Annotated in this window: 17 protein-coding genes; 9 read left to right on the top strand and 8 right to left on the bottom strand. The window is 43.7% G+C overall.

Features of this window, described 5'->3' with window-relative positions:
- Positions 1 to 7: 7 nt before the first annotated feature.
- From R8G66_24170 to R8G66_24180, 3 genes are all read left to right on the top strand, one after another.
- Positions 8 to 934 carry a universal stress protein gene (locus tag R8G66_24170; protein MDW3195495.1) on the top strand — a complete coding sequence of 309 codons (927 nt, stop codon included), beginning with the start codon at positions 8 to 10 and terminating at the stop codon, positions 932 to 934.
- A 160-nt stretch (positions 935 to 1094) separates the two neighbouring features.
- Entirely contained in the window at positions 1095 to 2096 is a 1002-nt protein-coding gene (locus R8G66_24175; protein ID MDW3195496.1) for a YhdH/YhfP family quinone oxidoreductase, read from the top strand.
- Between the two features lie 3 nt (positions 2097 to 2099).
- Positions 2100 to 4010 carry a propionyl-CoA synthetase gene (locus tag R8G66_24180; protein MDW3195497.1) on the top strand — a complete coding sequence of 637 codons (1911 nt, stop codon included), beginning with the start codon at positions 2100 to 2102 and terminating at the stop codon, positions 4008 to 4010.
- A 78-nt stretch (positions 4011 to 4088) separates the two neighbouring features.
- Here R8G66_24180 and R8G66_24185 read toward each other — a convergent pair whose 3' ends face one another.
- Positions 4089 to 4913: an alpha/beta fold hydrolase gene (locus tag R8G66_24185; protein ID MDW3195498.1), complete on the bottom strand. Its 825-nt coding sequence runs from the start codon at positions 4911 to 4913 to the stop codon at positions 4089 to 4091.
- A 139-nt stretch (positions 4914 to 5052) separates the two neighbouring features.
- On the opposite strand from R8G66_24185, the gene R8G66_24190 reads away from it, so the two are divergent.
- Together R8G66_24190 and R8G66_24195 are read left to right on the top strand one after the other, a co-directional pair.
- Entirely contained in the window at positions 5053 to 5448 is a 396-nt protein-coding gene (locus tag R8G66_24190) for a hypothetical protein (GenBank protein MDW3195499.1), read from the top strand.
- Between the two features lie 62 nt (positions 5449 to 5510).
- Positions 5511 to 6395, top strand: a complete 885-nt coding sequence (locus tag R8G66_24195) for a glycoside hydrolase family 16 protein (GenBank protein MDW3195500.1) — start codon at positions 5511 to 5513, stop codon at positions 6393 to 6395.
- Between the two features lie 44 nt (positions 6396 to 6439).
- On the opposite strand, the gene R8G66_24200 is transcribed toward R8G66_24195, so the two are convergent.
- On the bottom strand, positions 6440 to 7387 hold the full coding sequence (locus R8G66_24200; protein ID MDW3195501.1) for a DUF6268 family outer membrane beta-barrel protein: 948 nt from the start codon (positions 7385 to 7387) through the stop codon (positions 6440 to 6442).
- A 434-nt stretch (positions 7388 to 7821) separates the two neighbouring features.
- Between R8G66_24200 and R8G66_24205 the strand changes: the two genes are divergently transcribed.
- Positions 7822 to 10578 (top strand): tetratricopeptide repeat-containing sensor histidine kinase, encoded by a 2757-nt coding sequence (locus tag R8G66_24205; GenBank protein MDW3195502.1) that lies wholly within the window; start codon positions 7822 to 7824, stop codon positions 10576 to 10578.
- On the opposite strand, the gene R8G66_24210 is transcribed toward R8G66_24205, so the two are convergent.
- The 6 genes from R8G66_24210 to R8G66_24235 form a co-directional block, all read right to left on the bottom strand.
- Positions 10575 to 11225 carry a DUF6515 family protein gene (locus tag R8G66_24210; GenBank protein MDW3195503.1) on the bottom strand — a complete coding sequence of 217 codons (651 nt, stop codon included), beginning with the start codon at positions 11223 to 11225 and terminating at the stop codon, positions 10575 to 10577. The genes R8G66_24205 and R8G66_24210 overlap by 4 nt on opposite strands.
- 42 nt (positions 11226 to 11267) lie before the next feature.
- Positions 11268 to 12116: an AraC family transcriptional regulator gene (locus R8G66_24215; GenBank protein ID MDW3195504.1), complete on the bottom strand. Its 849-nt coding sequence runs from the start codon at positions 12114 to 12116 to the stop codon at positions 11268 to 11270.
- Positions 12113 to 13186 (bottom strand): SRPBCC family protein, encoded by a 1074-nt coding sequence (locus tag R8G66_24220; protein ID MDW3195505.1) that lies wholly within the window; start codon positions 13184 to 13186, stop codon positions 12113 to 12115. Before R8G66_24220 ends, R8G66_24215 begins: the two co-directional genes overlap by 4 nt.
- A gap of 269 nt (positions 13187 to 13455) precedes the next feature.
- Positions 13456 to 14643 carry a hypothetical protein gene (locus tag R8G66_24225; GenBank protein ID MDW3195506.1) on the bottom strand — a complete coding sequence of 396 codons (1188 nt, stop codon included), beginning with the start codon at positions 14641 to 14643 and terminating at the stop codon, positions 13456 to 13458.
- A gap of 33 nt (positions 14644 to 14676) precedes the next feature.
- The gene (locus R8G66_24230; protein ID MDW3195507.1) at positions 14677 to 15468 is read right to left on the bottom strand and encodes an outer membrane lipoprotein-sorting protein; all 792 of its coding nucleotides are present in this window, start codon (positions 15466 to 15468) and stop codon (positions 14677 to 14679) included.
- A gap of 28 nt (positions 15469 to 15496) precedes the next feature.
- Positions 15497 to 17869: an MMPL family transporter gene (locus tag R8G66_24235; GenBank protein MDW3195508.1), complete on the bottom strand. Its 2373-nt coding sequence runs from the start codon at positions 17867 to 17869 to the stop codon at positions 15497 to 15499.
- A 174-nt stretch (positions 17870 to 18043) separates the two neighbouring features.
- Between R8G66_24235 and R8G66_24240 the strand changes: the two genes are divergently transcribed.
- The 3 genes from R8G66_24240 (at position 18044) to R8G66_24250 (ending at position 20790) form a co-directional block, all read left to right on the top strand.
- Positions 18044 to 18514: a winged helix DNA-binding protein gene (locus tag R8G66_24240; protein MDW3195509.1), complete on the top strand. Its 471-nt coding sequence runs from the start codon at positions 18044 to 18046 to the stop codon at positions 18512 to 18514.
- A gap of 909 nt (positions 18515 to 19423) precedes the next feature.
- Positions 19424 to 20152 (top strand): hypothetical protein, encoded by a 729-nt coding sequence (locus R8G66_24245; GenBank protein MDW3195510.1) that lies wholly within the window; start codon positions 19424 to 19426, stop codon positions 20150 to 20152.
- A complete protein-coding gene (locus R8G66_24250) occupies positions 20149 to 20790 on the top strand; it encodes a response regulator transcription factor (protein ID MDW3195511.1) in 642 nt (213 codons plus the stop codon). The genes R8G66_24245 and R8G66_24250 overlap by 4 nt, the downstream gene beginning before the upstream one ends.
- The last annotated feature ends 39 nt before the right edge of the window (positions 20791 to 20829 follow it).

Consider the following 20829-nt stretch of genomic DNA (forward strand, 5'->3'; position numbering starts at 1 on the left):
TAATCACATGGACAAGTATACAAAAAACAATGATAAAGTCGCAGTAGTGGGATTAGACTTGAGTGAAATGGACGACCGTGTTCTTGAATACGTCCATAAGTTCAACCAATCCTTTCCATTCGAGAAAATCATTTTTGCACATATATCGAAAGAGCAGGACCTGCCAAACGAAATTTTGTCCGAATACCCATCACTGGCTTCACCATTAGATGAGGGGATTACTATTGGACTTGAACAAAAAATCGCACCGCTTTTTGAAGGTTCAGCAACGCAATATGGCATCATCGTTAAACACGGATCGCCGTTAGAAAGCTTTCTGAAAATATCTAAAGAAAATGACGCAGATCTTGTGATCCTGGGCAGAAAAAAAAGCCTGGATGGCTCTGGATTATTGTCCGGACATATTGTTCGGAAGAGTCCAGCTTCTATCCTATTTGTTACTGAAACATTTAAGCCTGCTATCAAAGATATCCTGCTACCAGTCGACTTTTCCAGGCACTCCACTATCGTTTATGACCTGGCTCAAAAACTTCAAAGCGAGGGTCAGGCTCAAATCAGGTTTTCTCATTTGTACAGTGTCCCACTTGGCTATTACAAAACAGGAAAGTCATATAAGGAATTTGTCGAAATCATGAAGACGAATGCCTCCAGGGACTTTTCCCGTTTCATGGAAGTTAATAACATTAATCCTTCAACAACGTGTGACTACCTGCTCGCGGATAAAGGACCTAAGGCGCAGTTGATTTACCACCATGCTCTTGAGACCGGGGCTGATTTGATATTGATCGGTTCACGAGGACGAACCGCAACTTCTGCTTTGCTCATTGGTTCAGTGGTAGAAAAACTACTTCAAATTGATGACGAAATTCCCATTCTGGTGGTCAAAGACAAAGGAGAGAACATGGGCTTCTTCGAAGCGCTTATGAGGATTTGAACTTCATATTATTAAGTATATAATTGGTTTGAGACGAAAAAAATAAACCAAGCCGACATATGCTTGTTCCTTTAATATCAATCAAATCGAAAAATAAGAGGGTTTTAGGTAATTTTCTCCTCCACTAAAAAGTACTAACCCAAAAAGCAAGAATAGACCTATGAATAACCCCACCTTTAAGGCCTGGCGTGTCACGGAAGATGCCTCCGGTAAATTTCACCGAGCCATCACAGACAGAACATTGGAAGACCTCCCGGAAGGAGAAGTTACTATCAAAGTCCACTATGCCGCGCTCAACTACAAGGATGCATTATCCTTCTCTGGCAATAAAGGGGTCACCAGAAAATATCCACACACACCCGGAATTGATGGTTCAGGAACGGTAGTTGCAAGCAGTTCCAGTGATTTCAAAGAGGGAGATGAAGTCATGGTGACCAGCTATGACCTGGGCATGAATACTGATGGCGCATTTGCGGAATACATCCGGGTACCAGCCGAATGGGTTATCCCATTACCTAAAAGCATGACCTTGCAGGAAAGCATGATCATCGGAACTGCAGGACTCACCGTAGGAATAGGACTTTATAAAATGGAAAAAATGGGGCAAACTCCTTCCATGGGTCCGATCGTGATCAGCGGAGCCACAGGTGGTGTAGGCAGTATGGCCGTAGGCATTCTGGCTAAAGCGGGTTATGAAGTCATTGCCTCATCTGGTAAATCCGAAATGGCCGATTATCTCAAAAGCCTGGGAGCTAATCAGATCGTCGATCGGGAATTCATCAATGATGATTCCAACCGACCGCTCATGAAACCCCAATGGTCAGGAGCCATAGATACTGTGGGTGGAAATACCCTCGCGACATTAATCAAGGGCTGTAAGAGAGAAGGAAGTATCGCTGCTTGCGGATTAGTCAGCTCGCCGGTTTTACCTACTACGGTCTTCCCATTCATTCTCAATGGCGTCAATTTGATCGGCATAGATTCGGCCACATTCGCAAAAGAAGACCGACTGCAAGTTTGGGAAAAGCTTGGAAGTGACTGGCGTCTGCCAGACATGCAAAGTCTAACGACTGTTTGTTCCATGTCGGAGTTGGAGCCCCACATCGATGGTATGCTACAGGGAGGTTCCAAAGGTCGGGTGATCGTAGACATGATTGCCTGAGCTATGCCCAATTATCAAATGCATTATCAGGAAAGTCTGGACAATCCCGAAAAGTTTTGGATGGAACAAAGTCGGTCCATCGATTGGTTTGTTCCACCTCCTGAGGGTCTTAGTCAGGATGAAAATGGATTTTATCGCTGGTTCAAAGGCGGTAAACTCAATACCAGCTACCTCGCACTTGACCATCATGTCAAAAACGGCAGAGGAGATCAGCCGGCAATCATCTACGAATCTCCGGTAAGCTTTACGAGCCAGACCTACACTTACAAAGAAGTACTGGAAGAAACTGCCCTGCTGGCAGGTGTGCTAGAAGCACAAGGTGTCACAAAAGGAGATACAGTCATCATCTACATGCCTATGATCCCACAAGTCGTGTTTGCCATGTTGGCGTGTGCCCGGATCGGCGCAATCCATTCGGTGGTTTTCGGTGGTTTTGCAGCAAGGGAATTGGCTATCCGTATTGATGATGCGCGACCAAAAATACTCTTGACTGCCAGTGGCGGCATTGAGGTTAAGCGCGTGATCCAGTACAAACCACTGGTTGATGAGGCCATTGAATTAGCCGAGCATCAGGTCAATCAAGTATTGGTATGGCAGCGACCTTTTGTTACGGCAGGCATGACAGAAGGACGCGATCTCGATTGGCGTCAGCTATTAAAAACTGCAACACCAAGTGAACCCCTACCACTCGACGCTACCGATCCATTGTACATCTTGTATACCTCTGGCACGACGGGTAAACCCAAAGGTATCATTCGGGACAATGGTGGTCATGCCGTGGCCTTGAAATACAGCATGCAACATCTCTACCATGTGGGACCAGGGGAAGTGTACTGGGCTGCATCAGACGTGGGTTGGGTAGTCGGGCATTCCTACATTGTGTACGCCCCATTGATCCAGGGTTGTAGCACGGTGCTATTTGAAGGGAAACCAGTTTTCACCCCGGATGCAGGCACTTTCTGGCAACTGATCCAAAAACATCATGTAAGTATCCTGTTTACTGCTCCCACCGGCATCCGAGCCATCAAGAAAGAAGACCCTGAGGGTAAAAAACACCAAAGGCACGATACCTCATGCCTAAGAAATGTATTTCTGGCGGGAGAACGATGTGATGTTTCTACCTACGAATGGCTTAAAGCATTAATAGGTGTTGAAGTGATAGATCACTGGTGGCAAAGTGAATCCGGCTGGCCCATGATCTGTAACCCGCTAGGCTATGAAGCCGTCCCAGTAAAGCCCGGGTCTTCTTCGCTACCTGTCTGTGGGTATGACATCCAAATTCTGGATGAAAGTGGCAACGCTTTACCGGCCAATAAAGAAGGAGCAGTGGCCATCAAACTTCCCTTGCCCCCAGGGTGTTTACCGACCCTATGGCAAAACAACGAACGTTTCCAAGCCTCCTATTTGTCTCACTATGAAGGGTATTACCTGGCTGGTGATGGTGGCTATAAGGACGAAGACGGATACATTTTCATCACAGGTCGTATCGATGACGTGATCAATGTAGCCGGGCATCGTTTATCCACTTCCGACATTGAGGAAGTTGTTTCAGGACATGAAGCCGTAGCAGAGTGTGCCGTTATCGGAATCGCCGACCCGCTCAAAGGTCAAGTTCCCGTTGGGTTTATCGTACTGAAAGGCGGCATCCGAATCGATTCGGAAACCCTGGAAAAAGAACTGATCAGAAAGGTGCGCAAAGAAGTGGGGCCTGTGGCTAGTTTCAAACGTGCCGGCATCACCAAACGGCTACCGAAAACACGCTCAGGGAAAATCCTTAGGTCCACCATGCGGGCCATTGCTGATGGCAAACCCTATCATGAACCTTCCACCATAGAGGACCCGAAAGTTCTGGATGAGTTGAAAGTGCTGATGGAAAAAGAAGAAATTGGCGTAGCGTATACCCAGGAAATTTAATAAGACCAACAAACTAAAAAAAGCTGGTCATACTGAGCTCATCGAAGTAAGATGAGCTTTTTTATATAAGAGCTATTCTTATTTAACTATTGTAAATATGCTGGTGAGCACCTCTTTTCTCACGATTGACTCATGGTCCTCCCCATCGAATATCTTTATTGACACATTACCTCCGATAGCTTTAAGTTCATCATAGTATTGCTGAGTCAGAAAAGAAGGGGCGACAACATCTTTATCTCCAACAAATAAGTGGATACTTCTATCCTGATCCAGTTCCGAAATGGCATCAAGAGGAGATAGTCCGGGCATCGGATTGAGCCATCCAGCATCGCCAGTCAGTTCATTCATAGATTTCCTCCAGGCATCTAAATTACAAGGACATGCCGCCAAGATTGACTGTTCCATGAGTTGAGGCTGGGATGCTGCTAATAGTGCCGTCAAGGCCGCTCCTCCCGAATGCCCCATTACGGTTGTCCTGGTAGCTTTGATTTCTTTTTTTACTTCCTTGATCACTGAACCAATGGCATTAACTACTTCCTCTGTATAGTTATCTCCATAAGTCAATCCTTTCGTACCACCCGATACATCTCCACATCCATCACCGTAACCTGGCCTTAACAATGCAACCGTGATCGCATTGGTGATTTTTGAGATATTTTTAGCGACGAAATATTGGTAAAACGGATCTCCGAATGGCGAATCTCCGTGTATAAAAACAACTAATTCAGTAGGTTCTTCAACTTTTTTGGGATAAACGAATAACGCCTTTTGTGGACCAAGAGCGGTTTCATACCACTTGATTTCCACGTTTTCCGGATGTGCATCACAGTACCATTTTGCCTCTTGAGAGGAACCTGACAGACAAATTGAAAAAGTGAGTAAAAGAAAAAAGTATTTCATCATTGTTGAGTCATCAAATCCTTAAGACGAATTTTCGCTTTGCGTGTTCTGAAAAATTGATCTTTTCGAAGCAGCATTCAACTGGATACAGAATTGGAATAGTGTTTGCTATATGGTCGGGACTATAAAACCGAAACCGATCATGAAATACTTCGCATTTTCCTTATTGATTTGCTTTTCTTTAGCCGTTTCAGCTCAAGAATTGAGTGGTTTTCCGAATGAGCATTCTTCCACGGATCCATCCATTAATTTCTTCGAATTGAATACCCCTCATTTTCCTTCAACTGAGATAAGTAAGATCAATTTAAAGATGCCTTCACTTTACGAGCAAGGACAATTCGGAACCGAAGATAATTGGTCAACCCCATCAGTAGATACCCGAGTATTCTGTCCTACAGGGGGCAATCCAATCAATGGCTTAATTGGAACTCAATCTGTTTTCAATTTTCAGCTATCAAAAACGCGGGTTACCACTATTTATACGTTTGATGTGATGGGCAACCTCGTGAATTCCGAAATCATTTTTGGAGGGAATTAGATGAAATAGGCGATCATCATATTTTGTTACCTACCTTAGAAGCCTCTTAAAGTCAACAGAAAATGAATAGAAGTGCCTACCCGAAACTGATCGCCCTTGCGTGTTTACTTTCTCTTGCAGCCTCATGTTCTAACCAAGAAAAGCAAAAGGCCACCACACCCGCTCAAAAAGAAGCTTCAATTGAAAATCCGAAAACTTCGGCATATGATCCCGGAGCAGAATGGCAATTGAGTTGGGCGGATGAATTTGATGGAACGGAACTCAATGAGGACGACTGGAATCGTCAGATAGTTGAGGCGGGACACTTTAATGAAGAGTGGCAACGCTATACCAACAGCACCAATAATGCCTATATTGACGAGGGTGTCCTTGTCATCAAAGCCATTCACGAAAGTGGAACACACGGATTGGATCAATATACTTCAGCAAGACTGAATACCGCGGGCAAACAATCCTGGAAATACGGAAAAATCGCTGCTCGCATGAAACTACCCTACGGACAAGGCATCTGGCCTGCCTTCTGGATGCTTGGCGCCAACATCAATGAGAACGGCGGCGATACACCCTGGCCACAGTGTGGTGAAATAGACATTTTTGAGTTATACGGATCGAAAAACGATGCGGAAGTGGAAGGCAACCTGCACTATGCCAATGCCAACAACAAACACACCATGATGGGTGCAAAAGGGTTTGAATTAGAAGAGGGCATCTTCGCAGATGATTTTCACATCTTCGAATTAGAGTGGACTGAGGAGAAAATGGTTTGGTTGGTTGACGGACATGCCTATCATTCTCAATCTATTACCGCTCCTGAATTGTCGGAATTTCATGAGCCGTTTTTCATCCTTCTCAATGTAGCAGTCGGCGGCACATATGCCGATTATCCAGATGTAACGAGTACATTCCCGCAAATGATGTATGTGGATTGGGTAAGGGTGTATCAGTAGGGTTCCTGCCTAGGCAGGCGGGCGAGAACCTCAGGGTTCGGGAATTATTTGAAGAATTTTCTGGGCGGGACGATGAACAGGGACAGCTTGGTGTAGGCAGCATCCTGAGATCTTAGGTCAATCAGTGCGTTTCTGGCTCGGTCTCCTGGATTAGCTACGAAATATTGCAAGTTCTTGTTGTAGCCTACATCCAATCCAAACCATAACCAATCGTGGATTTCATGTTCCCAAGACAGAGAAAATTGTAAGTCTACCCTTCTGAGCATCAAGTTGCGTTGATAAGTAGGAACAGCCTCGGTGAGGTTATATCTCCAGCCTCTGAGTTCCGAAGTTGCAATCAGAAAATTGCGATCATTTAAATTGTATCGCATCGAAACGGATTTGGGAAGCGTCAGGTTCATATTCCATCTGGGCGAAATATCCTTATTGACCAGAAACAAGGGATATACAGCGGTAATGCCCATCACGTGATTGACCACTACGCCTGCGCCAAACTCTGTAGTTTCGGAAGGCTTCCAACTGTAGGTTCCACTGATGAAATGTTTGGTTGTGTTTCGATTCCATTGAAACACATCGCTTTGTAACTCAGCACCGCCAATGATTCTGAATTGCTGATTATCACGAAAATTTTGCTGATAAAAAAAGCGAATGCCCGCACTAGTAAAACTACGTGAGTTCAAATGCTGAAAAAGATCATTATTTGCCGCCTGATCCTCCTCATCAAATTCGAATTGATGTTGGTAATATTTTAACTGTAATCCGAACAGACGATCATCTTTTATCAAAACGGGAATCCCAAGCTTCGCTTTGATCAACCGGTCTTCATCCACTTCATTGCTGTCGTTACCCAAGCTCTCAGAATTTGACTTTACGTCATAGTTCCTTAAGGTCTCAATGCCAAACTCGGCGATTTTGGGCCGGTAGGTACTTTGCCCGCAACATAATTGAGCGGTAGCCAACAAGACTAAGACGATGAAAAGGTTTTTGTACAATGCTTCGAATTAAACTTTCAAATTAACGCAGAATAACCTGAATTTGATATTGATATTCGACGGTTTGCAGGAATTTGTCGTGCAGCTTAACCTGGTGCTAATGCTCGACATTTGGCGCCAAATATTATTTTATTCAAACCAACATCATCTTGTAAAAGTTAGGTGTTTGATTTGCAGTGATTTAGCAAACTAAACCCCTTAACGGTCACTTACGTATGTCATTTTGGAAAAAGATTTCCCTTCCATGAATTATTCTTCACTTCCGCAGGTTAGTAATTCCTCATCTAAATAAAAATTTGTACTTTTTGCCAGTGAGGAGAGGATGTTTGATATTGATTTTCGCTCTTTTTTGTTTTCAAGCTTCAGCACAACAACTAATTGACAGCTTAAGGCATATCTATGAAAATGAAACGAACAGAGATTCGACGTTGGTTATGGTCATCAACGATCTTGCCATGGAATACCTCAATTCCAATCAAAAAGTAGCGCTGGATCTCATCATAGAGGCCAGTCAATTAGCGGACTCACTCAATTACAAGGAAGGTCTATTCTGGGCTACCGTAAATCGGGGAAATTCATTTTGGATGGCAGGTATGTATGATGCTGCCCTCAACACCTATTTTCGAGCAGCTCATATGACTGATAACAAAATGATCTTCCCGAAACTGGCTGTTTACAATAACATTGGTGAAGTATTCAAAAGAAAGAGTCAATTTGATTCCGCGCTAGTTTATCTGGAGCTGGCAAAAGACCTGGCCACTGATCAGGATCTTCAATCTGAAGAAGTGCTACTTCTCTACAATGTCAGCGAGTTATATCTCAAAACCAACAATCTGAAGCTTGCAGAAAATTATATTGAGCAGTCCGTTAGTAAAATATCTTCCAGTACAAATCCGAGGTATGAAGCATATGCTTGGTATGGTAAAGGGGAGGTTGCAGAGCGGAAAGGAAATATTGAAGCGGCAATTAACTTTCACCAGAAGTCCTATGAAATCAGAAAAGAGAACAAGAACATATCTGGACAAATCAACAGCCTCAACAAACTGGCAACAATTCTCATGAATCAGGGAGAAATGGATCGGGCTGACCAACTGATCATTGAATCCACAAAGCTTGCAGAATTTACCGAAAACAAGAATTTCCTTAGCCAGACCTTTTTAGTAAAAGCCAATTACATGATGGCTATAGGCAACCATCAAGAAGCAAACAATTGGCTTTTGCAACACTATTCAATGAAGGATAGTGTTGAACAAGCTGATTTCGCGGATCAAGTGGAAAGAATCAAAGTGGCACTAAATGCCGAAATCAAAGAAAAAAATTTCGAATTACTTGAAGAAAAGCAACTACTGCAAAATGAAGTAATCAAACGGCAAACCTGGATCATCATTTCCGTATCCATTTTAGCGGTAGTCTTACTCATCTTCTTCATGAATTATCGCAGAAGTCTACGACACCAGAAAGAGCAGAGTGATTCACTAAATGACCTCAATAAAATAATTCTCACGAAGAATCAAAAAATCGAACAGATCAATGCCGCCCTGGATCACAAGCTGATTCACGCTACGAAGCTGCTCTATGAAAGTCAAAAAATCACCAAAATAGACAGTTGGGAATACAACCTTGAGACTGGCGGCGTGCAATGGACTGGTGACCGCTTTGAAGAACTGGGGATGGCCAAAGAACTTGAAACCCCAGTGAATCCTTTGATCATGGGGTATATCCTGAAGCAAAGCTACGAGCGGGTGGTCTCGATCTTAAAATCCTCTTCCAAAGAAGGGCTAATTTTTGAGGAAGATGTTAAGATTGATTCCGATGACGGGTGTCAAAGATTTTTTCGCTTCCGTTATTTTATGGATCGAAGCGAAGGGCAATCGATCCGCGCCTATGGTTCCAGTCAGGAAATTACCGATCTGGTAAAAGCAGAAGAGCATGAAAAAGCCATTATTCGTTCCTTGTTCAATTTATCGCGTTCCGCGAACCTTAGTCTGGTCACTTATGATTTTGAGCAATTTGTCGAGCGACTGTTGAAAGAAGCCACCGAGACGATGGACGTAGCAGGGGCATTATTTTGGATCTACGATGAGCCGGCAGGTCAGCTAAAATGCCTCAAATCCTTTGGCGTATCAAGCATAGAACCCGGCGTGGAGCTTAGTATGAAGTCGTATCCGAAGTATTTCCAAAGATTGCTGGACTTCCGATCTACACCCGTCAGTGATTTATTAGAAGATGAGAAAACAGCCCTGGTGAATGCCTATTTTTATCAATCCCATGGCGTGCGGTCATTGCTCGACTCAAAGGTAGAATTGGAAAGTGAATTGGTGGGGGTATTTACGGTGGTTCATGACCAGCCTAAATCCTGGACTTATTCTGAGCAGCGCTATGTGGGTTCATTGACAGACATCATCACTACAGCCTATTCAACCAGTCTGAAAAAGCGGCTGGAACAAGAAAAAGGTGATTTGATCAAAAAACTCCTTAAACGAAATGAGAACCTGGAAGAATTGACCTATGTCATTTCTCACCACCTAAGAGGTCCGCTTACTCGCATTATCGGGCTCTCCAATCTCTATGAGGATCCACAATCTCAGGGCATAGAGCAAGAAATCATCAGTCGGATCAATCAATCTTCACTGGAGTTGGATCAGGTGATCAAAGATCTGATCGAGATCATCAAATACAGTGACGAAGAAACACTACAAGACGAAATCGCATTACGCGCATTAGCTGAAGAAACCTTGCAAGAAGTGGGTAAAGAATGGCCTAGCATCACTTCAAGTGCCAAGATGTCCATCGATCCGGAAATCAAAGTCTATGGCAATACCTCTCAGGTCAAAAACATTCTGTATGCGCTCATTTCCAATGCTTTTAAGTTTCGACGAATGGACCGAAACCTGGAAATAAGGATGGACGCAAGAAGGGCCTCCGGTATGATCCAATTATCAATTGCTGACAATGGACGTGGCATCGATCTCTCAAAATTCGAATCCAAGATCTTCAAGATGTATCAAAGGTTCCACACTGATATTCCTGGTACTGGCATCGGGTTGTTCATCGTGAAAAGTCTGATCGAGTCGATGGGAGGCCAGATCAATGTGAGTAGCCTCCCGATGGACGGAACCGTATTTACTTTAGCATTGCCCGACCATGCTCCGATGAGCATCAGTAAGATGAATTTGACGGATGTGGCTTAGCCCTCTTCCGATTGTGATTGTCGGACATCATTGAAAGCCACTAATTCATAGCCCACACCATCTTCGAATTCATCCGTTTCCACTTCCTGATAATATTCCCCACCCCAGGAGTAGTACTCGATCCCTGCTTTTTGGATCACCTTATACCCATCTGGCAGGCCGTTAACCATGGCCCCAACCGGAGCTTCGACCACCTCGTAGGCTCCACCGGATCGCGTGTAGTAGTTTCCGTAATAGTAATAATAAGTTCCGGTGGGAACAACCACGGTAATTCTTGTGGATGGCAGCGTTGCTACTCGTACTCCTCGTGCCGGTCGTACCACAACATATTTGCCCGCTTTTTTCACATAAAATAAGCCCTTGCGATAATGATAATTGACACCATTTCGCTTTACAACTGCTGTACCCGCCTTCATGGAGGTAACCACAACTCCATATCTCGGTAATGTCGCATATCGAATATGAGCCCTACGAGTCACTCTTCGTCTAACAACCCTTCTGGTCCGGTTTCGCTTCCTAACTTTTGCCTTCGCTACTTTTCTTTTCGCAACACGTACTTTTCTGTCCTGTTGAGCGCTTGCCTCTGGTTGAATATTAGGCACCAGCATCAAAAATGCCAGAACCAAAATGAAATAAAACCTTCTCATAATTTTCGAATTTGTCCTTAGACCATTCGAAAGATGGAAGGTTTAATGCTGAGAAAAATAACTTCGGAAGTTGGACGGAGAATAGCCTGAATGTGCCATAAATACTTTTGAGAAATAATTAGGATCAGAATAACCCAATGAATAAGCTATTTCAGAAATAGAACAGGTTTGTGCCGATAAAAGCATCCTGGCTTTTTCCATTCTTCTGTCACGAATGTATTTTCCAGGGGAGCTTCCAAAAACTTCTTTGAACTTTCTTTTGAAGGTAGCTAAACTCATGGAAGACAGTTGAGCCAACTCGTCAACGGAGAGTTCTTCGTAAAGATGTGTTTCCACGACTTGCCTAATGTTCGTCTGCTCTTCTTTAAAAAGATTGATGACCAAATTGGATAACTCCTCTGATTGAGGAAGTTTCATGATCATCATCACCAATTCCGTCAATTTTAACTCGACTAGCTTATCGTCCACAAGATCCGGATGATCAAAATAGAAAAAGAGGCTTTCCATGTACTTTCTCATGAATTGATCGATTTGAATCAAATTCATCGAGGCAAGCGAAGACGAAATTGTCTTTTTTGAGATTAACAAACCTGGATCAATCACTTCATTGATGATCTCGGGATACAGCCTAAGAATGACTACTTCAGCATGTTGCTCTTTATTGGCCGCGCTCCACTTGTTCACATAAGCTCCGCATTTCATCAATACACCCTGGTCGCTTTTCACAGATACTTTGCCGCCACTTCGATATAAATCTCCTGAAGTATTGACGGGAAAAATAAAACACCCATGCCCCTCTAAACTTGCGGCTGCAATCAGCGGTGGCTGGAATTTGAAGTGACTGATCACTTTCCTGCCAGACATTTCCATGTGACGTTCACTAAATGTCATTTGTATTTTTTTCGGATGTCTTTCCAATTATCACTACTGATGGCTTCACCGGTCATCACATGATGATCGATCGCCCAGGCGTATTCCTTAAAATTCTTTTTTAGCCCGCTTTTCGCTAACCCTTTTAGAAACCCTGGTTTTGTCAAATAATTGAATCTTATGGTAAGCTCAGTAGCTCCAGAGGCCAGTGCTTCCAGATCCATGTTGACCCAGGTATACGCTGGTCTTATCGGAAATCCCTTCTTTTCGGCAATTTCAATCGTCAAATGCTTTTCGGGATCCAACTTTGCTAAACGATCGACAAAGTATTTCTTGCGATTTTCAGACATGTACATGATCCGTTTGGCCCCAACCACCGGACGATCATATCCGTCAAGATATGCTGAGTGAGTCGCGATGGGATTGCTAAGATGCACGTTCCCAAAATCCTCGGCAACAACTCGCCAAACCCTGGAAACGGGTGCTTGTATTTCCTGAATTACTTCGAATGAAACCATCTTTTTGCGCATCTTGAGATCCTTCTCTTCCTTTTCGCGTATCGCTTTCAGCTTGTTTGGGTGTGGTTTCCCGGTCTCGATATAATGCTTCAACTCCTGCCCTTTATCAGATAAAACGTCTTCCAGTTTTTTCCGCATAAACCCTTTCATCGTCTTGCCCAAAATACCTTTGACAAGCATTTCGTTTTCGGAAATCCAATGAGTCTTGCCGTCTTCCGCTATCAGTTGATCTTTATTGATAGAATAAGCTACCATACCTGGCAGGCCTCCATACAGATCGTATTCAAAATAATAATCCTCTGGTTCGAAACGGATGATTTTTTCACGGGTATCATTGAAGCCGGCGGCGTTGATCTCACAGGACCTTTTTGCTGTGATCCCCTCGCCGCTGAATTCCACTACATGGTTCACTCCAGAGGCCCATTTACCGATGCCCCCATAATCCAATGCAAGCGCTTGCCAGACAGCTTCGATAGGTGCATCGATCAACACTTCATATTTCGCAGTAATATTTGGCGCTTCCCTTTCCATCTGTCGAGCTTGTGATTCATTCATTGTCATTATTGCTGCCATAACCAGAGTGGTTTTTTGAAAGAATTTCATTTATGAATCGTTTTATTTCGATTCCAAAATTCAAAAAATCGATGCTCGAAGCGCTGGATGATTGGCTCAATAACGAGTAAAATCGGCTCAGAAACGGTTCTACCAGGCACATGAACAATCCGGCAATCATGCCCGAAAGTGGCGCTGAACAATAGAGAGAATAGAGGTTGTTTCGAAGGTCAGTAGATGGCAGGCACAATGACTCCTTCCTGTGTATCAGTGAAACAGCCTCTATCACTTTAAAAATATCTGGTCACCGACGCTTGCAAAAAATTATCATCCCGGATAAAGTAGGTGAATTCTAAAGGATCAACATTTTGAAAAAATCTTGATTCCAAGACAGCTTTCCAATTGCTACCAACCCTTCTGCTAAACTCTACAAAATACAACTCAGTCGTCCGGTTCACATCATAGATGGCACCCATCAGGAACTGCGTATCCTGCACATCATTGAATCCTAGTCTAACACCGGCAAACACATCGCTTTGCAAACCATTTAGTGATAATTCATCTCTATCATCGTACAAGAATTCACCCAGGACACCAATATCCAGGCCCGATCCTCCGACATTTCCAAACGTATATTCAAAGCCTCCTACCAACGCGAATACATCCTGAAAAGGATTGGCTCTGTAAATCGATTCCAGTTTCAGAAGCAAAGGCCCTGTCGTCAATTGCATATCGAGACCAAATTGATGGATCACTCCATAAATTGAAGTAAAAGTTGTGAAGTCCGTGATGATTGGTTCTCTTCCAGTACCATTGAAATACGACAATCCAAAGTCCAGTGGTCCGATATAATTGGACAACCGCGCAGCAAAAGAGGGCCGCCATCTCCCTGCGTCACTCTCAAAATCAAAATCTCGACTATCGATCACAATGTCACTTGCATCACCAGGTCTTAATCGGCCTTTTCTACCTGGAAAAACTCGCTTACGGAAGTAAGGCATCACAAAGAGTTCGACCGTCCCCAGGTTATTGAGGATACTTAAATGTGCCATGAATTCTCCGAGTTTGGCTTCACCATCGAAACTTTCTACTGCATCCGTTTGATTGATGATATCAACCAGATGGGCTGATTCGGTTTTACCCCAAAACACCTTTTTAAAGCCTATCGAAAAATCTAAATCATCGTTGTATGTCTGCCAATAAAGTTCACGAATGTCCAGATGTGTCCTTCGGCTGTCGTGCTGATCCAATCGGGCAAAACCGACAAATTTCAAACTATGAACGCCATCTGCCCATTCCAATAAGTACTCCGGCTGCACTCGGAATGAAAGGTAATTTTGTTCCTGACCAGGATACATGGCATCCTTGAAGAAATAACGATTACTGCCCTCAACCTCCAGGGAAAATTCCTGATAGGTTTCCTTATCTTCCTGCGCCTTTAACATCAAAGGGAAGAGACCCAGGACAATCCATCCCAAGCCTCTCACTAATCCACCGCCTAACACTGTTGATTATCTTCCTATGCGCTGCAAAGTGGTCTGGTTGAAATCATCTTCTTCCAGTCCCGTCTTGAATTTGTAACCCTCAAAGAACAATTCCGTTTCCTTTCCCGTCTGGTGATTGACCATGTAAAATCGACCTGCTCTTTGGTGTTTGTCCAGATAAGTCTCGTAATCGTGATAAGTAAGCGTCTTCAACATGGCCCCTTTGCGATCAAAGAATTCCATTTTCTCGAAGCGATAGTTCTTGTCCGGATTGTAATAGGCAATTCGCTTTTGATATCCAGACTTGGGATCTACCGGAAATTGCTCCACTAGCAGTACATTCTCTCCGTTGAAATTGTCCTCTTTAAGGAACTTGTAAGTGTACTTTTCTACCTCATCCGATGAAAGGTCCTCATACGCAAATTCACTACCCATAAATGGTCCGGATTTGTTGCTGGAAGAGATACGCTTTACCCGCTTAATAGAAGGCAAATACAACCACTGGTCGTCGGATCCTTCTTTATGTGTGAATGTCAACGTAGCTGTTCCCTGGACATCTCTGGGACTATTGAATACGATCAGTGATTTATCCCCATCTGTAGTCAATTCATAAGTCATGTTCGTCATGAAACGCTCACTTTCCTGCCCCTGACGATTCCTTAGTACCATGCGAAGGTCCACTTCAGATGATTCAAAACCTTCATCGGCTTTGATGGCTTTTTGTGCAATTTCAATCCCTTTTTCTTCGGGAGATTGGCCGTATGATGGTCCTGCAACAAACAAGACGATCAAGGCTATGATTGATAATTTAGTTTTCATTTTCAAAGTCATTTTACGTATTAATGGATTAGGATACTTGGCTGGTTGCCAATGTTGGTTTTTGGTCTTTACCGGCAGAGATCAACAGAATAGCTGGTAACATGAGGAAGTCTATGATCAGTGCACTGATGATGATGATCGTGGTGACCTTGGCCATCCCTTCATTCATGCCGAAACTGGATTGTGATAAGATCACAAAGCCCGAAATAAGTACGATAGTGGTCACGACTAGGGCCCTTCCAACCGTATCAAAGGCATATCTCACCGCATCTTCAGCAGAATAACCATGCTCGCGACGTGCTCGCAGGTACTTGGTGAGGAAATGAATGGTGTCATCGACAATGATCCCCAGGGTCATGCCAAACACGATGGATATCCCTACATTGATCGTTCCTCCAAGTAAGGCCCATACCCCAAATCCTACCAAAGCAGGAGTCAGGTTCGGGATCAGGCTCAGGAACCCATGTTTGAAACTTCGAAGTGCCAAAGTCAAAACCAAGGTGATTAGGCCTATTGCAATCAGATTGCCGCTGATGAGACTCACAATCTGTGTTCTAGACAGATAAGCAAACATCATCGTCGGACTGATCCCTTTGGTATGCATGTATTCCGGTGTATTCTGTTCCAACCAACTTTCTGCTCGTTCCGTGAAGCTAATCATGTCTTTAGTAGGCATGTTGACGTAAGTAGCCGTCAATCGGGTCTCTGACTTATCGACATTGATCTGGTTATTGAGGTCCAGACCGAACGGCAGCGACAATTCATATAGCAATAAATATTGTGCAGCTTCCTCCCGATTTTCAGGCACTCGGTAGTACGTCTGATCATCTCCGTGCATGGATCGATTGATCCTTCGGGCTACTTCCGAATAAGCGTTAACGTGGACCACTTCTGGCTGGCTTTCTAACCACATCTCAAATGCTTCCAGATTCTTCAGGTATTCCGGATTGTTGATACCTCCTGGTTCACCAGAAGCCAATGAAAATTCCGCATTGTAAATGCCCGTGAGGTTGTCATTGATGAAATCTGTGTCTTGTCGGAAAGTCACACTGTCATCGAAGTATTTCACAAACTCATCATTCAATTCGATGTTCATCGCAAAGAATCCCAAAACGCTAATTACCACGACAGACCCTCCCAAGGTCGCGACCCGCCGACCGATCACAGCGTCAGCAATTCGATGGTAAAAACCGCCACTACTTTGCGCATTGTCTTGCGTCGTTGAAGCTTTTACGCGAATAGGCAGTAGCGACATCAATACCGGAAGCAACGTCACCGAAAAGAAGAAAGCACCTGTCATGCCCACCGCGGCGATATTACCCAGGTCTCTGAATGGAGGCACTTCGGCCGAATTAAGAGATAGAAAACCGATAACGGTCGTCAAACTTGTAATAAAAACCGGCATGAAATTCACCCTCAAACTCTCGATCACTGCGGCTTTCTTTTCCAGACCCTTGCGTACTCCCTGGATCATTGTGATCAGGATATGGATACTATCGGCCACTGCCAGGGTCATGATGATGATCGGAGCAGCGCCAGATGGTGGTGTCAATTTAATACCCATGTGCCCTGCAAAACCCATCCCAAACATGATAGAGAAAACAATCACCAAAAGGGAAGCAAATGTCCCGGAAAGGGTTCTTGTCGCGATAAGAATGGTAATCAAGATCGCCAAAAACATGGCGGGAATTAAGGTGGAACTGTCCTTTTGAGATGCTTCAAAGAATGCGCTGTTCAACATGACTAATCCTGAAAGGTGTGTTTGAAGCTCCGGATGTTTCGCCTCAAAGGCTTCCGTCATTTCACGCACGTGAGCAACGATCGTAGGATTCTCACTGACGTCTTCACCGGGTAATTGTACCGTCACATTGATGGCCGCCACGGTTCCCTCCTCATTCAGCAAACGATGAACCAACAACGGCTCATTGGTCGCCACTTCTTTGATCTTTTTGATCTGTTGCTGCGTTTTTTGTGCGGCATCTGTCACCAGATCTTCTACAAAGAGATCATCTTCCTCCGCATAGGTGTGTTGAAAGTTGGTGATGGCGTCAACACGTGTGGAGAACGGCACCTGCCAGGAGTCAGCCGTTAATTCCTCTATGGCTTCGAGCGTTCTGGTATTGAACACTTCTCCATCCTTCGGAGCAATCACAATCAAAACATTGTCGTCCTGTGTGTATTTGCGTTGCAATGCTTCATAGGCTTGTAACTGAGGATTGTCTTTCTTAAAAAAGACCCTATAATCTCCGTCAAAACCTAGTTTGGCTCCTCCTGACCCAAAAACCATGGCAAGAGCTATGCTCAAGATCAATACAGGCCATCGGTATTGGATGACCCATCTACCCCATCGCTCCCCAAACTGCTGGGAATTTTCCTTGAGGTTTTTTATCGATTCGTTCATTGATTAAGATATATAAATACGATTGATGAATATTTCGATTTTCGAAGTAATATGTCTTTAATCGAAACTCAGATATTTTAGTTTCAAAATATTTCGATTTTCGTATTATATTTTTTCTGAAACATTTTTCTTGAGATTTTTGTAGTTATCATAAGCACATAATTTTTTGATGACATGACGAGCGAGGCGGCAACAATTGGACAGGATAAATTGAGTTTCTCTGAATCTTTCCCTAAGATCTTCTCCAAACTATTGGTCAGGATGGAGGAAGTGGACGATTGGTGTGTACAAATCACTCAGGATATCACAAAACAAGATCTGTTGTTGATCGATCACATCGGGGAAAGTGAATACCTGATCATGCGAGACATTTCGGAATACCTCAATACACCGCACAGTACGGCAACAGGCATCGTCGATAAGCTGGTGAAGAAGTCTTATTTACAGCGATTCTATTCTGAAGAAGACAGACGGACGGTACTGGTTGGCTTGACAGACAAGGCCAAAGAATTGAAGGAAATGTTTTGTAGTAAGCGTCATGAAATGAGTGAGAACATTGCATCCGTGCTTACTCCCAGCGAACAAGATGAGTTGCTCCGGATTTTTGAAAAAATCGATCGTACGTTACAACCTCAGAGTGAATGACTTGGATCAATCGAAATTCCGGTAGAGGAATATCATTTCTTCAGTGATCCATTATTTATTGAGTTAATTAGTTCTTGAGTTTCTCTGCTTCTGACTTTGTAATTTTCTGGTTCTGGATTTCCTGACATAGGTATGCTGAACCATTTTGAGCGGGTCACTACAGCAGTGCAGCATGATTCGTTAAATTGAAACTTTCACTTTCAAAGATGATCCCATATTGATTGATCGAGAATTACCGCTTTATTCCACTACTGGAATTGATCGTTTAGGCTAATGAAATTTCTTTGAAATAGATAGGAAAACATCCCAGGAAGCAAGGTCGGTTCTGACCTTGTTTCAAGATCCTGGGTGTCTATGCAGGCGGAACCGATCTGGTCTGTGAGTACCTATTTTCCACATACATGATATGTCTTCGAGGGTTGTTTGGGAGCCGATCTGAGCGTGCGTTTTGAACTAGCGTGGATAGCACGAACCAATTGACTTTCAATACTTATCACTCCCTCTAGTGACACTGATAACTGATACAAAACTCCGTTAGAAACCATACATTATCAAGGGGAAAAACCCTGTGATGACGCAAGTGTTTTTCAGGTAGGTAAAAAGAAAAACCCTGTTTTACTGTGACCGCTATGACTGACGGATGGATTTGAAATTATCATTGTTAAAGTATTATAGAAATACTAATATATATAGCAAAATACTAATATTAATAGTACTATATTTACTCCCCGAAATACTAAACAGTAAAAGGGCAGGTGATATTAGGGGAGATTGCTCATGGATTAATGGGCGATTTGGAGCCTCCTGAAATGGCCTCTATTCGGGGCCGAGCTCGCAACCATAAACACCTGAAAACGTCGTTTCGCGGCAACCAGGCTTGATTTTTCTGCAACCAGTGTTAACATTTTAATGAGTAAGCAACCATCTTCTAAGACGTACCCACCAAAGGACAAAGATTTCCGTGAGGATCCCGCGACCGAAAATATGGCTGTGTCTGATAAGGAATTGGTCTTGCAATTGCGCTCGCAACTGGAGTTGTCTCAACATGAGTTGAATCATGCCGCTCGAGAGATCCATGACAATCTCGGCCACCTTGCCAATCTGGTACATATTCACCTAAAATTATTGTTAGAAACTCCCAAGGAGGATCAGCAGCAAAAGGTTGAAGACATCAGCGCTTTGGTCTCTGAATTGAATCATGAAATCAAACAATTATCGATCAATCTGACTGCTTCCGGCGCGGATACAACAGCTTTCGATCAACTCCTATTGAAAGAGATACTGCGATTGAAACGACTTAATCTATTTCAGGTGGTTTACATGGAGCCTGAGCACTGGCCGGACCTCCCTTCATTTAAGGGTCTGGTGCTATTTCGGATGGTTCAGGAAATCCTTAATAACGTACTTAAGCACAGTAACGCTTCTATGCTCAAAGTGCAGGCTATCCAATCTGGTTCTTTCCTGAATCTTCATTTGGAGGACAATGGTGATGGTTACGATCCAACGAGTGAACCGGATAGACCGCAATTAGGCATGAAGCACCTGTACGAACGTGCTAGAATGATCCAGGCGCAGCTGCAGGTAGAAAGCAAACAACAAGAGGGCACTTCTGTTCACCTTAGAATACCGATCCCATGAGTATCGCAGCGCGACCAATCAAACTGGGTATCGTTGATGATCATCAACTCTACCGCAAAGGGCTGATGAGCCTTCTGGAAAAGTGGGGTGCACTATATGAGATTGTACTGGAGGCCATGGATGGCGAAACATTGGCGAATTTGATTAATCCGAGTGTGTTACCAGATGTCATCATCATGGACATCAACATGCCCAGAAAGGATGGGTTTGAAAGTATATCCTGGCTAAATGAGCATTATCCTAAAATCAATGTGTTGGTATTGAGCATGGTGGGTCAGGAGGAGAGTATCGTTCGTATGATCAAATATGGCGTCAAAGGATACCTCACGAAAGACATTGATCCGGATGTATTACATGAAGCCCTGCAAACGGTAGTTCAAGGCAAATTTTACTACACGGACTTCCTTAGCCGAAAGCTCATTCATGCCATCCAGGAAGATGATCGAGTCACTTTGACGGAAAGAGAACTGAGATTCATCAAGCTGGCTTGTACGGAAATGACCTATCAGCAAATCGCCGATGAGATGTTCGTCAGTCCCAAAACGGTAGACGGCTACCGAAAAGCCCTGTTCGAAAAACTAAAAGTCAAAAGTCGGGTAGGGCTTGCGATGTATGCGGTGAATAATGGGTGGGTATGAAAAGGGCCAGATGGAGCTTCCTCCGACCCTTCAAGATTT

Source organism: Cytophagales bacterium, from assembly GCA_033344775.1.
In the GTDB taxonomy this organism is placed as follows: Bacteria; Bacteroidota; Bacteroidia; order Cytophagales; family Cyclobacteriaceae; genus JAWPMT01.

What these genes read in the sequence shown, in the direction of transcription:
- R8G66_24195 (MDW3195500.1), top strand. Translation starts at nt 5,511, where the DNA reads ATGAATAGAAGTGCCTACCCGAAACTGATCGCCCTTGCGTGTTTACTT.
- R8G66_24220 (MDW3195505.1), bottom strand. Translation starts at nt 13,186, where the DNA reads ATGGCAGCAATAATGACAATGAATGAATCACAAGCTCGACAGATGGAA.
- R8G66_24235 (MDW3195508.1), bottom strand. Translation starts at nt 17,869, where the DNA reads ATGAACGAATCGATAAAAAACCTCAAGGAAAATTCCCAGCAGTTTGGG.
- R8G66_24175 (MDW3195496.1), top strand. Translation starts at nt 1,095, where the DNA reads ATGAATAACCCCACCTTTAAGGCCTGGCGTGTCACGGAAGATGCCTCC.
- R8G66_24245 (MDW3195510.1), top strand. Translation starts at nt 19,424, where the DNA reads ATGAGTAAGCAACCATCTTCTAAGACGTACCCACCAAAGGACAAAGAT.
- R8G66_24240 (MDW3195509.1), top strand. Translation starts at nt 18,044, where the DNA reads ATGACGAGCGAGGCGGCAACAATTGGACAGGATAAATTGAGTTTCTCT.
- R8G66_24215 (MDW3195504.1), bottom strand. Translation starts at nt 12,116, where the DNA reads ATGACATTTAGTGAACGTCACATGGAAATGTCTGGCAGGAAAGTGATC.
- R8G66_24190 (MDW3195499.1), top strand. Translation starts at nt 5,053, where the DNA reads ATGAAATACTTCGCATTTTCCTTATTGATTTGCTTTTCTTTAGCCGTT.
- R8G66_24250 (MDW3195511.1), top strand. Translation starts at nt 20,149, where the DNA reads ATGAGTATCGCAGCGCGACCAATCAAACTGGGTATCGTTGATGATCAT.
- R8G66_24170 (MDW3195495.1), top strand. Translation starts at nt 8, where the DNA reads ATGGACAAGTATACAAAAAACAATGATAAAGTCGCAGTAGTGGGATTA.
- R8G66_24210 (MDW3195503.1), bottom strand. Translation starts at nt 11,225, where the DNA reads ATGAGAAGGTTTTATTTCATTTTGGTTCTGGCATTTTTGATGCTGGTG.
- R8G66_24205 (MDW3195502.1), top strand. Translation starts at nt 7,822, where the DNA reads ATGGTCATCAACGATCTTGCCATGGAATACCTCAATTCCAATCAAAAA.
- R8G66_24180 (MDW3195497.1), top strand. Translation starts at nt 2,100, where the DNA reads ATGCCCAATTATCAAATGCATTATCAGGAAAGTCTGGACAATCCCGAA.
- R8G66_24185 (MDW3195498.1), bottom strand. Translation starts at nt 4,913, where the DNA reads ATGATGAAATACTTTTTTCTTTTACTCACTTTTTCAATTTGTCTGTCA.
- R8G66_24230 (MDW3195507.1), bottom strand. Translation starts at nt 15,468, where the DNA reads ATGAAAACTAAATTATCAATCATAGCCTTGATCGTCTTGTTTGTTGCA.